Source organism: Mesorhizobium sp. BR1-1-13 (assembly GCF_020165515.1).
Lineage (GTDB): Bacteria > Pseudomonadota > Alphaproteobacteria > Rhizobiales > Rhizobiaceae > Mesorhizobium.
In genome coordinates this window covers 33,970-47,625 of the sequence record NZ_JAIUIH010000008.1, presented here as the reverse complement: position 1 = coordinate 47,625, position 13,656 = coordinate 33,970, and the positions used below count along the sequence as shown (strand labels likewise).

General features: G+C 60.1%; 11 protein-coding genes. All 11 read left to right on the top strand.

What is annotated here, in order from left to right; all coding sequences use genetic code 11:
• The first annotated feature begins 71 nt into the window (after positions 1-71).
• Positions 72-1,514: a metal-dependent hydrolase family protein gene (locus LB533_RS18960; RefSeq protein WP_140641829.1), complete on the top strand. Its 1,443-nt coding sequence runs from the start codon at positions 72-74 to the stop codon at positions 1,512-1,514.
• 263 nt (positions 1,515-1,777) lie between these two features.
• A complete protein-coding gene (locus LB533_RS18955) occupies positions 1,778-2,398 on the top strand; it encodes an HdeD family acid-resistance protein (RefSeq protein WP_140641827.1) in 621 nt (206 codons plus the stop codon).
• On the top strand, positions 2,382-3,518 hold the full coding sequence (locus tag LB533_RS18950) for an efflux RND transporter periplasmic adaptor subunit (RefSeq protein WP_224557474.1): 1,137 nt from the start codon (positions 2,382-2,384) through the stop codon (positions 3,516-3,518). Before LB533_RS18955 ends, LB533_RS18950 begins: the two co-directional genes overlap by 17 nt.
• A complete protein-coding gene (locus tag LB533_RS18945; protein WP_140641823.1) occupies positions 3,515-6,676 on the top strand; it encodes an efflux RND transporter permease subunit in 3,162 nt (1,053 codons plus the stop codon). Before LB533_RS18950 ends, LB533_RS18945 begins: the two co-directional genes overlap by 4 nt.
• A 241-nt stretch (positions 6,677-6,917) precedes the next feature.
• A complete protein-coding gene (locus LB533_RS30030; protein ID WP_140641821.1) occupies positions 6,918-7,625 on the top strand; it encodes an META domain-containing protein in 708 nt (235 codons plus the stop codon).
• An 18-nt stretch (positions 7,626-7,643) separates the two neighbouring features.
• Positions 7,644-8,090, top strand: a complete 447-nt coding sequence (locus LB533_RS18935) for a hypothetical protein (protein ID WP_140641819.1) — start codon at positions 7,644-7,646, stop codon at positions 8,088-8,090.
• Between the two features lie 62 nt (positions 8,091-8,152).
• Positions 8,153-8,353: a hypothetical protein gene (locus LB533_RS18930; RefSeq protein WP_140499417.1), complete on the top strand. Its 201-nt coding sequence runs from the start codon at positions 8,153-8,155 to the stop codon at positions 8,351-8,353.
• A gap of 68 nt (positions 8,354-8,421) precedes the next feature.
• Positions 8,422-9,459 carry a helix-turn-helix domain-containing protein gene (locus tag LB533_RS18925; RefSeq protein WP_140641817.1) on the top strand — a complete coding sequence of 346 codons (1,038 nt, stop codon included), beginning with the start codon at positions 8,422-8,424 and terminating at the stop codon, positions 9,457-9,459.
• A gap of 593 nt (positions 9,460-10,052) precedes the next feature.
• On the top strand, positions 10,053-11,123 hold the full coding sequence (locus tag LB533_RS18920) for a helix-turn-helix domain-containing protein (protein WP_224677917.1): 1,071 nt from the start codon (positions 10,053-10,055) through the stop codon (positions 11,121-11,123).
• A gap of 533 nt (positions 11,124-11,656) precedes the next feature.
• Complete coding sequence (locus LB533_RS18915) at positions 11,657-12,724, top strand: helix-turn-helix domain-containing protein (protein WP_140641813.1); 1,068 nt, start codon at positions 11,657-11,659, stop codon at positions 12,722-12,724.
• 252 nt (positions 12,725-12,976) lie between these two features.
• Complete coding sequence (locus LB533_RS18910; protein ID WP_140641811.1) at positions 12,977-13,582, top strand: L,D-transpeptidase; 606 nt, start codon at positions 12,977-12,979, stop codon at positions 13,580-13,582.
• Positions 13,583-13,656 lie beyond the last annotated feature (74 nt).

Sequence of the window (13,656 nt, the reverse complement as noted above, 5' to 3'; positions counted from 1 at the left end):
GAAACGACAAGAACCGCGACACGAAGCGCCGTCCGACAGGTGTCAGTGTCGCTCAACCGAAAGCAAAAGACATGCTGCGGCTAGGCTCGAAGTACGGTCACCTCGTTCACAGTTCCGGTTGCGGTTGTCTCAATCCCGATCTTCAACGAGTCTCTCGTCGTCTGGAGGCCTTTTCCAGGCGCAGTTTTCTCTCCGGTTTCGGGGCTGCCGCCATCGCCGGGGTGCTGGCAAAGCCGTCCTTCGCGCAGACGGCCGCGCCCCCTTCCAAGATCCTGTTTCGCGAGGTCCGGCTATTCGACGGCAAGTCGGGTGCGGTGAAGGACGGAGCGCAAATCCTGGTGGAGGGCGGCAGGATTTCCGGAATCGATATGACGAACGCCCCTCCCCCGGAGAACGCCACCGTCATCAAATGCCGCAATGGCGTCCTCATGCCAGGGCTCATCGACGCGCATTGGCATGCTATCTTCGCGGCGGTTCCGGTCAACATCCTGCTTAACGGCGACCCGGGGATTATCTTCGCCGCGTCCACCGCCGAGGCGGATCGCACACTCAGTCGCGGCTTCACCACCATACGCGATCTGGGAGGTCCCTCCTTCTCCTTCAAGCAGGCCATCGACACCGGGCTGATCCCTGGCCCGCGCATCTATCCCTCCGGCGCGATGATCACGACCTCCGGGGGCCACGCCGATCTTCGCCTGCCAAGCGAGATTCCACGCGACGGCGGCAAGCTCAGCGAAGGTGAACTCCTGGGGGGAGCGGCCATCGTCGACAATATCGGCGACCTGAAGATGCGGATCCGGGAGCAGCTCCTCCAAGGCGCGTCACAGATAAAGCTGGTGGGCGGCGGTGGCGTATCGTCGCCCCGCAGTCCGCTGGACATAGTCACCTTCAGCGAAGAAGAGTTGCGGGCAGGCGTCGAGGTCGCACAGGATTGGAACACCTACGTTACCGTGCACGCCTATACGTCTCGCGCGATACGGCGCGCGCTGGCAGCCGGGGTGCAGTCGATCGAGCACGCGCACCTGATGGACGAGGACACGGCGGCCATGATCGCCGAGAAGGGCGCATGGCTCAGCACCCAGCCTTTCCTGACAGCGGAGGACACCGGCCCGCTGACCGGACCTAGCGCCGACCGCGCCCAGCAGCTTTTCTCAGGCACGCCGAGGATATATGCCTTCGCTCGCAAGCACGGCATCAAGACGGCCTGGGGCTCCGACGTGCTGTTCTCGCCCGCGTTGGGTCCGCGCCAGAGCATGATGCTCACGCATTTAGCCAACTGGTACAAGAACGCCGAAGTCCTGCAGATGGCTACCTCCGGCAATGCCGAACTGCTCGCGCTCTCCAATCTGCGCAACCCTTATCCTGGCAAGCTCGGCGTCATCGAGGAAGGAGCTTTCGCGGACCTCTTGGTCGTGGACGGCAATCCGCTCGACGACATCCGGCTGATCGAGGATCCGCATAAGAACTTCGTCGTCATCATGAAGGACGGCCGGCTTCACAAGAGCACCCTTTGAGAGTCAGCGGAAAGCCGTATGCCGCCTTCACTTCCCAGCGATCAGTTAATCCGACACGGCCTCATGGTCCTGACGAAGCAAGGCCGCGAGAAAATCTCGACTAGGCAGCCGTCGTCATCTGGAAATCTCGCCGCGAGGCAACCAAACAGGCTCCTGACGCTCCGTCCGGCAGACTTCCTGATACTTTCCGTTGAGCGCTCTCGGTTCTCTTCCCTGCCCGCAGGGTGCGAGATCGATATTTAGAACCTGCATGGAACGGGGACATGCCAGAAACATCGGATCACCCACCTGCAACGCCATATGAACGGGCCGAAATCGAGCAGGGCAAGTGGCGCAGGTTTCTGCTCTTTGGGCTCCTCCTGCTTGCGGGCGGCGTGTTTTCAGTCGCAGTTCCCAGCGTTTCCAATTTCGCATCCAACGTCGTGTTCGCCGTGGCCCTGACGGCAGTCGGCGTCATCAAGGTCATCCAATCTCTCTGGATCAAAAGTTGGGCGGGCTTCGTGTGGCAGGAACTGACCGGCTTCTTCGAGCTCATCGGCGGCATCATGATTTACTTCAACCCTATAAAAGCATCGGCCGCAATATCACTGTTCATAGCGTTTGTACTATTCGTCCACGGTATTCTTCAACTAATCATTGCCACGGAAGTCAGGAAAGTCGGCGGCTGGTATTGGTTCGCCGTTTCCGGAATCGTCGCCATATTTGCTGCCTTCTCCATACTGTTGAAGTGGCCGATAGTCAGAGAGATGCCGACTGGCTTGGTGGCCGGATTTTCCATGATGATTGCCGGACTGGCGTATCTCGTCATTGCGCTAAGCGTGCGCAGGACGAAGGTTTTGGCCTTAGAGCGGGATGCGAGGGCCCATGATGAAAAGCAATTTTGATTTTCGAGCCAAGATCGTGGCGGCTGCAATGCTGGTCGGCGTGGCCGGCTTCGCGGGCGCGGCACGTACGCAGACCGCGCAGCCGGCGCCGGTGCCGGTGGTCGTGCAGAAAGTCCAGTCCGGTCCAGCAAACGCGCCGCTGACATACAACGCGCAGGTCGAGGCCATCGACGCGGTCGACATTCAGGCGCGCGTGTCCGGCCTGTTGAAGGAGATCCGGTTTTCGGAAGGCCAGCGCGTGAAGGAGGGCGATCTGCTTTTCGAAATCGAGCCGGATCAACTGTCGGCGGCGGTGATGTCGGCCCAAGCACAAGTGGCGCGATCCGAAGCCACCCGCAATGCCGCGCAACAAAGCCTGTCGCGCGCCAGGGACCTGCTCAATCGCAGGACCATTGCTCAGGCCACGCTGGACGATGCGCAGGCTGCATTCGATGTCGCCGCGGCGGATGTCCAAAGCGCCAACGCAGCGCTCCATACGGCCGAACTCAATCTTTCCTATGCTCAGATCAGGTCTCCCATCGATGGCACCATCGGCCGCTCCCTGGCGACGCGCGGCAATCTCGTGGGCCCCGGCTCCGCGCCATTGGCGCGCATCGTGCAACTCGACCCTATTCGCGTCGCATTTTCGATCGCCGACAGCACCTTGGTCGACATCAGGCAGAAACTGGCCGGCGGCCAGAAAATCGATCCGAACGGGTTCCGCCTGAGCCTGTTGCTCGCCAACGGCACCGAATTCGCTTCACCGGGGCGGGTGCAGTTCATCGACAATGAGGTCAACCAGCAGACCGGCACCGTCGCCGTACGCGCGCTGTTCCCCAACCCCGACCATATATTGGCGCCAGGCCAATTCGTCCGGCTGACAGTCGTCGATGAAGACGCCAGAAAATTGCCGATGGTGCCGATGGCGTCCGTTCTTCAGGACCGCCAGGGCAAGTTCGTCTTCGTGCTCAACGACAACAATACCGTGACCAGGCAGGCGATCACGACCGGTGCGCGCATCGACACTCGCTGGGCAGCGACGAGCGGATTGAAAGGCGGCGAGACGATCGTCGTCGAAGGACTGCAGCGCGTTTCCGATGGTCAGCAGGTCACCCCGCGCGAAAGCGAGGGCACGCAATGATCTCGGACCTGTTCATCACCCGCACCCGGCTCGCGATCGTTATCTCGATCATCATTTCGATCGCCGGTGCGATCGCGGTGTTTTCTCTTCCCATACAGCAATACCCGCAGATCAGCCCTCCAACGGTGACAGTGTCGGCCTCCTATCCGGGAGCAAGCGCGGAAGTCATCGCCGACGTCGTCGGTGGCCCGCTGGAGACGGCCATAAATGGCGTGGATCACATGATGTACATGTCGTCCACCAGCTCCAACGCCGGCCAATACACGCTGTCGGTGACCTTCGAAGTCGGAACCGACCCCGAGACGGCGCAGATCAACGTACAGAACCGTGCCCAACTGGCGATCTCGCGGCTGCCGGCGGCGGTTGCGCAGCAAGGCGTGTCCGTGCGCGCTCGCTCGCCGGATTTCATTCTTGGCATCGCTTTCTATTCACCGGACGACAGCCTCGATGCGCTGGCGATCACGAATTTCATCACCACGACCATCGCCGACACGATATCGCGTGTGCGGGGCGTCGGTGAGGCTTCGGTCGCGGGGGCCTCGGAATACTCGATGAGGGTATGGCTCAACCCACAGCGCATGGGTGCGCTTGGGCTGACGCCCGACGATGTCTCAGCCGCCATCCAACGCCAGAACATCCAGGCGACACTCGGGCAGGCGGGCGCGCCGCCGCAGGCGCAAGGCTCGGAGCTGCAGTACACGCTGGTCGCGCAGGGGCGGCTGAGGAGCGTCGAGGAGTTCGGCGACATCGTCGTGCGCACGGGCTCGTCGGGGGCCAAGGTCTACCTGCGCGACATCGCGCGACTCGAGCTCGGCGCGCGAAGCTATGCTTCGAGCGCCAGCTTTGCCGGACACGCATCGGCGATGATGCAGATCAACCAGTCGCCCGGCGCCAACGCCATCCAGACCGCGGCCTCGGTACGCGCCGAACTGGAGCGCCTTTCGTCACGCTTTCCCAAAGGCATGCAGTATCACATCGTCTACGACGCGACCCGCTTCGTGAATGCCAGCATCTCGCTGACGACTCGAACCTTGCTTGAAGCGTTCCTGATCGTTCTCGCGGTCACCTATGTCTTCCTGCAGGATTGGCGCGCCACGTTCATATCCGCGCTTGCCATCCCGGTTTCCATGCTCGGCGCCTTGGCGGTGCTGTTTGCCGCCGGCTATTCGCTGAACATGGTTTCTCTTCTGGCGCTGGTGCTGGCAATCGGCCTGGTGGTGGACGATGCCATCCTTGTCGTTGAGAACGTCAAGCATGTGCTGGAGGATACGCCGGACATCGGGGTCGCCGACGCCACGCGCAAGGCGATGCACCAGATCACCGGGCCGATCATATCCACGACCCTGGTGCTGCTGGCCGTGGTGACGCCGACAGCGTTTCTCGGCGGCATAGGTGGCCAGCTCTACCGGCAGTTCGCCGTGACGCTGTCTTCGGCGCTGGTGATTTCCTCGTTTGTTGGATTGACCCTGAGCCCGGCGCTGGCCGCACTGCTTCTGCGGCGCCATGCGGGTCATTTCAAGCGCGGCCCCTTGGCCTGGTTCACGGCATTCATGAACAGGACGCGCGACGGCTATGGACGCCTCGTCGGGTTTCTGGTGCGGCATTGGTACGTGCCTTTGGCGGGATTGCTTGCCTGTTTTGCCGCCGCCTATCTGATCTTCACCGGGCTGCCGTCGACCTTCCTGCCCGACGAGGACCAGGGCGCGCTGTTCGTCGACATCCAGTTGCCCAATGCCGCTTCACTCGATCGCACGAAAGCCATCGTGGAGGACGTGCGCAAGATTCTGGCCGACACCGGCGGCGTGCAAGACGTCATCACGGTTGCGGGATTCAGCATCCTTCAGTCGACGAGTTCGCCCAGCGGCGCAATGGCGGTCGCGGCGCTGAAGCCCTGGGACGAGCGCACGTCCAGGGAACTGCAGCTCGCCGGCATCCTGCAGGCGCTGCGGATGAAATTTTCCCAGATCCCTGGCGCGAATGTCGCCGTGTTCGCTCCGCCGGCGATCGCCGGCATCGGCTCGGTCGGTGGCCTGGACTTCCGCCTGCAGGCGCTAGAAGGGCAACCGCCGCAGGAGATCGCGCAGGTCGTCAGCGCCCTGCTTGGCGCCTTCAATCACCTGCCCGAACTCGGCGGGGCCGCCACCACCTTCAGCGCCAATGTCCCGCAAGTCTATGTCGACGTGGACAGAACGCGTGCCGAGGCGCTCGGGGTAAGCGTGTCGGACGTCTACTCCACGATCGGCGCGGCTTTCGGATCGCGCTACGTAAATGATTTTACGCTCAACGGCCGCGTGTTCCAGGTCAATCTGCAGGCCGATGCCGATTTCCGTGCCCATGCGGAAGACATCTTGGACCTGCACGTGCGCAGCCGGAACGGCACCATGGTGCCCTTGAACACTCTGACGTCGCTGACGACGATCCTGTCGCCGTTCGCCATTCAGCGCTACAACCTGTCGGTCGCCGCTCCTATAAACGCCATTACCGCACCTGGAAGCTCGAGCGGCGGCGCCATGGACGCAATGGAGAAGACAGCGGCCCAGGTTTTGCCGAACGGCTATGGTTTCGAATGGTCGGGCCTGTCGTTTCAAGAACGTCGCGGCAGCGGCCAGGAGGGTCTGGTCTTCGCGCTGGCGTTCCTCTTTGCCTATCTCTTTCTTGTCGCCCAATACGAGAGCTGGTCGCTTCCGTTGGTCGTTATCCTTTCGCTCGGAGCGGCTCTCTTCGGCGCCATCGCGGCATTGAAGGTCTTCGGGTTGCAGAACAGCCTCTACGTGCAGATCGCCATGGTGCTGCTGATCGGGCTGGCGGCAAAGAATGCCATCCTGATCGTGGAATTCGCCAAGGAGCGGCGCGACGAAGGACAGAGCATAGTGGAGGCCGCGCGGACCGGGGCCGAGCAGCGCTTCAGGGCGGTCATGATGACCGCGGTTTCCTTCATCCTCGGGATCATTCCTCTTGTCGTGTCGACCGGCGCGGGCGCAGGCGCGCGGCGGGCTGTTGGCGTCACAATTTTCGGGGGCATGGCCGCGGCTACGACGATCGGCCTGCTGATCATCCCCTCCGTCTATTTTGTCGTCCAAAAAGCAACCGAGTATCTGTCGTTCCGGCGTCCGGGAGACCGTGCGGAACGCCTCGATACGATCGAACCATCCCGTTGAGGTTCGTCCTCGCCAAAGGGCGGCCGAGATGGTCCGCGGCCATCATCCATATTCTTGGAATCTCAATTCTTGGCTTTGCGTCCATTTTTCGCCGAATGGACTCGTTCTCCGAACCGCGACGATAGACTGACGGCCGGATGTCAGTACATTCGGCGCAATATTTTTGGCGAAGCTGCCCCGCCAGAGGCCGGTTTCCGGGCGGCCTTCGAATTCAGTGACGCTTCGTCTGGAGGCTGCAACCGTGAGCCCAGATTCCTGCTCGTCTCCGTCATTAGCCGCTTCACTTGCGGTGTTGTCGGTGTTCGCCACCGCGACGGGCAATGCGGAGGCCGCGGCGCTGACCGCACGCGGCAACGAGCCGGGCTGGCAGATCAGTATCTCGGACACCGCGCTCAGCTTCAACGCCTTAGGGGGCGAGACCTTCACGGTTAAGCCGGCTCCGAACCCTACAAGGCAAGGCGACGCCGACACCTATTTGGCAACGGTCGGCGGCCGGCAACTCGCGGTGACCGTCGCTGCCAAAATATGCGTCGATACCATGAGCGGAATGCCATACCCCCAAACCGCGACCGTCATCCTTGGCGATCGGAAATTTGAGGGCTGCGCCGGAGAGCCGGGCGACCTCCTTCACGGAGATTGGCTCGTGGACGAGATTCGAGAAGTAACCACGGTCGCGGGTTCGAAACCCACCCTTGCCTTCGAGCCGGATGGACGCATCCATGGGAATGGTTCGTGCAATCGGTTCTTTGGCGGCTTCGCCTTGACCGGGGAAGCGCTGACGGTCTCGGAAACCGGCTCGTCCAGGATGATCTGCGATCAGCCACTCATGGATCAAGAGCGCAATCTTCTGAAGGCACTCGGGTCCGTCCATCGCTTTGAAGCCCCACAGACAGGACGAGTGCAACTGTTGGACAAGGATGGCCAAAGGCTGGTGAGTTTACGAAGATAAGCCGGCGCGGCCAGCAGCATGCAAAACCCCGCAGGACGATTTGTGTTGGTTATCTCGCTGGCGTTGCTGGTGCAAAGCTGCGCCGGTCCAAGAACCGTGACGGGCCTTGCCTCGCCTGTACAAATTAGCAACGAAATGTCGGCTATTCCCTTCCTGATCGCCACCACGCGCACAAGATCCCCTATCTCCGAACCGCCCTATTCGCGGGATCGTTCCCCGACACTGGGTTTTTCGCAGCTGACTGTCGTTGTGCCGGCCACACACCGGCCGGGCGTCGTCGAGACGTCATCGGCATCACCCGATCCGAACAGCCAACCCATCAATGAGGGCGACGCCATGAGAATAGAAGCAACGTTGTTCAGCAACCGTGATGATGCGCAATCAGTCGAACGCGTCGTCGCTCACCTCGCGCTCGACTCGAATGTTCAGTCGGCTTCCTGGAAGCCGGAAGAAAAGACCGAATAGAGCGAAAGCCAGAAAGACCCTCGACACCACCTCGAAACGTCAAATTTTAAGGAGCTGCGACAATGGAAGGAAACACCAAGGCCCTGTTGGCAAACAAATTGATAGCTATCGGCCTCTTGCTCATAGGCTTTCTCATTTTTGCATCGGGCTATCGCTATGGCTCTCCATCGAGCATCATGGTTGGCTGTCTTCTCTTTGCCATCGGAATCATTCTTCTGATTATAAAGATCGCCCGCAGAAACAAGCCGGACTCGGTTGCTTGACTTACCGAGTTGGACGAAAGCGATCGCGTCCAACCCCAGTCCGGACAAAAGACTTGGAGAGGCCCTCGTTGTTGGAGGCTCCTAACTGGTACGCCCGCCAATATAATTCCGTGGTCGCGCGCACCCGCGAGTCTGATCCCGACGCGGAATTCCATATCCAGCAGATTGGCGAGCAGCGCCATGCATCGAGCCTTGCAACGATAGACTATGGCGACACGTTCGTCCTCGATTTGCGGGACAAGGGTGGCATCGCCATGTCTGGGGCGATCAATGACGATGCGTTGACGGCGGTGTTCCTCTGGGGCGAAGCCACGACCTTCAACGGACAACGGAGTGAAGTACCGCAGTTGCGGATCATCGGCCCGGGAACGGAATTCAAGCTGGAGATGCCAGGAAGCTATCGCCTCATGCGGATCGGTCTGCGTGGGTCCGCGCTCGAGTCTCTGCGCACGGCATCAGCCTCCCACCTGGGCCAGAGGAGCTCGTTGACGCCAGGGATACATGAGCAACGCCTCACGGCAGGAGCCGAGCTGGAGCTTCAGCAGAAGCTGCTGCGAACCGTAGGGTTCGCCGCAGCTGCAGCACAGCGTGGCTATGACCTAAGTGCCGGCCTGGCCGTTGCGGCGAGCGAAGCGGGCGCCGCGCTCGCGCGGGTGCTTTCCCTCCCGGAGCAACCGTCCCCCCGCGCCCCCGGCTCCAGCGATCGGCGCGAGATCGTTGACGCTACCCTGGCCATTCTGGAGGCAAAGCCTCATAGCCCTGTTTCCGTCAGTGCCGTCTGCGAGGTACTGGGCATTGGCGAGCGAATGTTGGAGCGCGCCTTTCAGGAACGTCTGGGAGTCAGCCCTCGAGCTTACGAGCGGGAGCGGCGGCTTCGGGCCGCGCACGGCCTTATCCTGACGCAGGGCGATCGCCTCTCGATCACCGATATCGCCATGAGCTTTGGTTTCTGGCACCTGGGCCGTTTCGCTGGAGCCTATACGTCAATCTTCGGATGCTCCCCCAGTGAGGCGCGTCGGCGCTTCTGGAGACACGCAGCACCAGACCGATGGGATGCCCAACCTGCCGATCCGAGGCTGGTTAACGCGGGGCCCCAGGCATTTTGATCAGGGTGGAAAACGATGGAGCCGTCGGCTCCTGTTGGACGGAGGCAGTCGGCAGAAATGCCGGATCCCCCGCGGTCGGCGAATCCTAAAGCCAAGAACATACCTACGCGTAGAGCCTCATCACAGTTATGTGCAGCCCGCATTCGGCCTATTTGCCTACTGAACCACCCCAATCCGAGAGCTTTCAGGCACTCCGTCGGAAAGTGGATAGAAATTGGTTGGCCGTCAGGAGATTCTCATGGCGCGACCTCAGTGGGCCGCAACAGACCTTCCGACCGGTGGGTCGCAAGCAAGAGAAATGCAAGTCACTCCACAAGGTGCGCTCGGCGCCGACGAGAATGGCCATGGTCGCAAGGGTAAATACGATGGGAAAAACGCTGTCCCAGTTTCCACGAGAAATAAACGCATTGCCTACGTTTGGGATTCCTAGCCCACTCTAGGGGCGTATCTCCGGCTTAAGATTGTCTCAAATCAATCTCATCCGCGGCGGCAGGTTGAGGCGTGTTTTATTGTCGGTTTTCCTTGCGGGATACGGCCTGCCGACCCCTTGAGTTGCCTATACTTCGGCGTCTCTTGTACGACAGGAGTTTGTTATGGACGCGAGAGTAACCGCTGCCGGCGTTCCCACCGACCCTTTTGCGGGTGAACCTCTAAGATGCGCCATCGACGTAAGCAGCTTGCTGGCCCCCCCAGCCGAACAGTTTGATTTCTATCGATCATGGTTTACCGGGGCTGCCGAAATACAGCTTCTTCGAGCTGAGCACTCCGCCTTCCCGGCTCGTCATCAGGTATGGCAGTTGGGCGATCTGGCGTTGAGTTCCATCGAAATTCCAGGCTCCGGCTACGAGATACAATGGGAACATCGCAGACGACCGCTGTTGGATCACTGGATGCTGTCGGTGCCGTTCTCGCGGTGTGCTGGGGGCGAGATGATATCTCGTCGGCCCCGCATGAGGTGTCTGGCCCTGCCCGATGTTGGAGTGAGCAACGACGACCTGTTCATCACACTTTTTCTGCCGCGCACATGGCCGGCAACCAGATCATCGAAAATCGAAGCCAGCGACGCAGCGCTTGATTTTCTTGCCCACTACGCGGTTCTCCTGCATCGCTCACTTCCTCACTTGAGAGAAGCGGATCTACCCCATATCGTTACCGCGACCGCCAATATTTCCGCGGCGGCTCTTATGCCGACAAAAGATCATCTGGCAGAGGCACAAGGGCCTGTGAACGCGGTGTCTGCCGCTCGGATCGCCAAGCGTATCGCGGAGAGGTTGAGCGATCCCGACTTGACGCCCAACAAACTCTGCCGTGCGGTCGGTGTCTCGCGCTCCCGTCTCTACCGGATTTTCGAGCCGGTAGGCGGTGTGTCCAACTATGTGCGACGCAAGCGGCTGCTCAAAACGCGCGACGCCCTGGCGGATAGTTCGGACAAGCGAACGATCTCCAGCATAGCCGAAGCATGGGGCTTCCACGATCCGTCTACCTACAGCCGGATGTTCAAAACAGAGTTCGGCATCTCTCCAAGAGAAGCGCGCGAACTCGGGTGGCAGGGCGTCAAGCATTCGACCTGGCTGACTGTGGATGAGCCAGTCGCGGATGCTGGCATCCTGAGCAACCTCCTGATCAACAATTCATTGGGATTGTCCCTTTCGTCAAGACAGTGACGGATTCCTGGCAGAGGTCGGGGGCGCCTGGAGATCATCCCACAAGCTACAAGAAATATACGTCAAACCCATATTATGGATTCCTCGCATATTTTTCAAAAATCGCTGACCGTTTAAGCTCGGCCTTGTCCTCGTCTTTAGCATCATGATTTTCGATAACTCCACTCTGGATTTTTAATTGTCAGGACCGTCTCCTTGCGAAAGGCACATCGTTCATTGTTGATCTGCTAGCGCGATAGGAGCTTGTGATGGAGGTAACAGTACGAAGCGATACTCTTGGCGAGCCGATCGCTGGAGCAGTTGCCATACACGCGGCCGACATCCGCACATCATCGATTCTGCTGGCTGGGCGAGATGTTCTTGTCGACTGGTTCTATACCACCCAAGCAGGTGCGGGTGTCGGGATTTCAAGTCGCATAACCTCGATCTCGCCGCGGCTACATCCGCCGGGGCTGAGCCCGACACGTCTGGTCTCTTGATCGAGAATTCCATGGGGTTGCCGTCACCCTCTTTCAAGCAATGAGTTTGCCTCAATGCAAGACAAGCCATCAATTGTCAGCGAAAGCGAAGCGATCGGGACCGCAGAACCTCTAAGATGCGTCGTAGACGTTGATACCTCGCAGGCGCCACCGGCCGAGCAATTCGACCTTTTCCGGAGTTGGCACTCAAATATTGCCGACGTCGAATTGCTGCGAGACGAGTTCGGCTCGTTCTCGGCGCGCGAGCGGGCGTGGCGATTGGAGAGCCTCGTGCTGGCTTTCATCGAATATCCCGGGATGGGGTACCGTCGGCGGTGGCGCAGCAGAAGGAGTCCGGTGTTCGACCACTGGGCTCTCTCGGTGCCCCAGACAATCCCCGCGGGCGGCGGCCCGCCAAGAATGGGACAGCTACGCTGGCAATGCCTAGGTGCACCCCATGAAGACCAGGGTGAGGATGACGGTGTCCTTGCGCTATTCCTTCCGCGGGATTTCGCCTTCTCGCAACCCTTCACGCTCGATATCCGGCCCGAGATGGCTGCGTTCGTCGCCGACTATGTTCTGCTGCTCTATCATTCCTTCCCCGATCGCACCGAAAACGACGTCCCGTATATCGCATCGGCGACCACCAGCCTGCTTGCCGCATGCATTTCCCCGTCCCGGGATCACTTTTTCGAAGCACAGGAGCCGATCGACGCGGTCATCATGGCCCGCGCAAACAAGATCATAATAGCCAATCTGGCCGACCGGAATCTGACACCGGGAAAGCTCTCGCAAGACCTCGGCATTTCACGCTCCCGACTTTATCGGATTTTCGAACCAGCCGGAGGAATCTCGCACTATATCCGGCGACAGCGGCTGCTGAAAACGAGGGACGCGCTCGGGAACATCGCGGACGGACGCCCGATTTCGAGCATTGCGGAGGAGTGGGGCTTCATGGATCCCTCGACATATAGCCGGACATTCAAGCGCGAGTTCGGAATCTCGCCCAAAGAGGCGCGGGAGGCGGGCTGGCTGGGCCTCAAGCACCCTCCTTTGGCGGAGCGGTCGAACAACGGCAAACTTTCCCTGAACAGCCTCCTGGCCAACAATTGCCTTCTCAGCCATCAGCTTTCGAGTACGTGATTGGAGTCTTCGGCTGAGGTAATCTTGTCGAAGACAAGAGTGAGCCCATTCCTTGGCGAAGCTGGAGATTGGACGCCGGTTCGAACTGACCGCCGGGAACACCACGCAGCCTGACGAGGCGCTCGTATGGCATAAGAGATTGCACCCTCAAGCGGAGAGGCCGATGTCAGAAATGTTGGTCCCGATAGCGCAGGCTCATCGAAGCTCATAAAATACCAGCCAACAAGTCATCATATTTCGGAGGTTCATTTGGTGAATTCTTTGAGCAGACGATCCGTGATCGTTGGGGGAATATCATTTCTGGCGCTGTCCGGGCGTGCGGAAGCTTCCCAAAAAAGTTGGTATATTGGAACAATTCCAGATAAGCCGTTTGACATCCCTCTCGTAGACAAAACGCGCATCCCCCAGCAATTCCGTCGGCAAACGGTGCCTTACTTAGGTAGGGAAACCGCCGGAACAATCCTAATCAACAAGCAGGAGCGCTTCCTGTACTATGTCGAAGACGCCGGCAGGGCGATCCGCTTCGGCATCGCAGTCGGTCGGGACGGACAGAGATGGGATGGAGAGGCAATCGTCGGACGACGAGCCCAATGGCCGACCTGGACCCCCACCGCCAACATGCGACGCCGTAACCCGAGCTTGCCGCAGCGCGTTCCGGGAGGCCCAAACAATCCTCTCGGCGCGCGGGCGCTGTATCTGTATCGCAATGGCCAGGACACGCTGTATCGCATTCATGGGACGAATGAGCCCTGGACCATTGGAAAAGCTGCATCATCCGGCTGCATCCGGATGTTGAACGAGCATGTTTTTGAACTCTTCGGGACAGTGCGCAACGGCGCCCGCGTTATCGTTGTCTAGCCTGCGCCAGTCATGGATGCCATTGCGCGGCACCTCTAAATGCCGAGGCCGACTGGAGACATCGTCGTCACAGG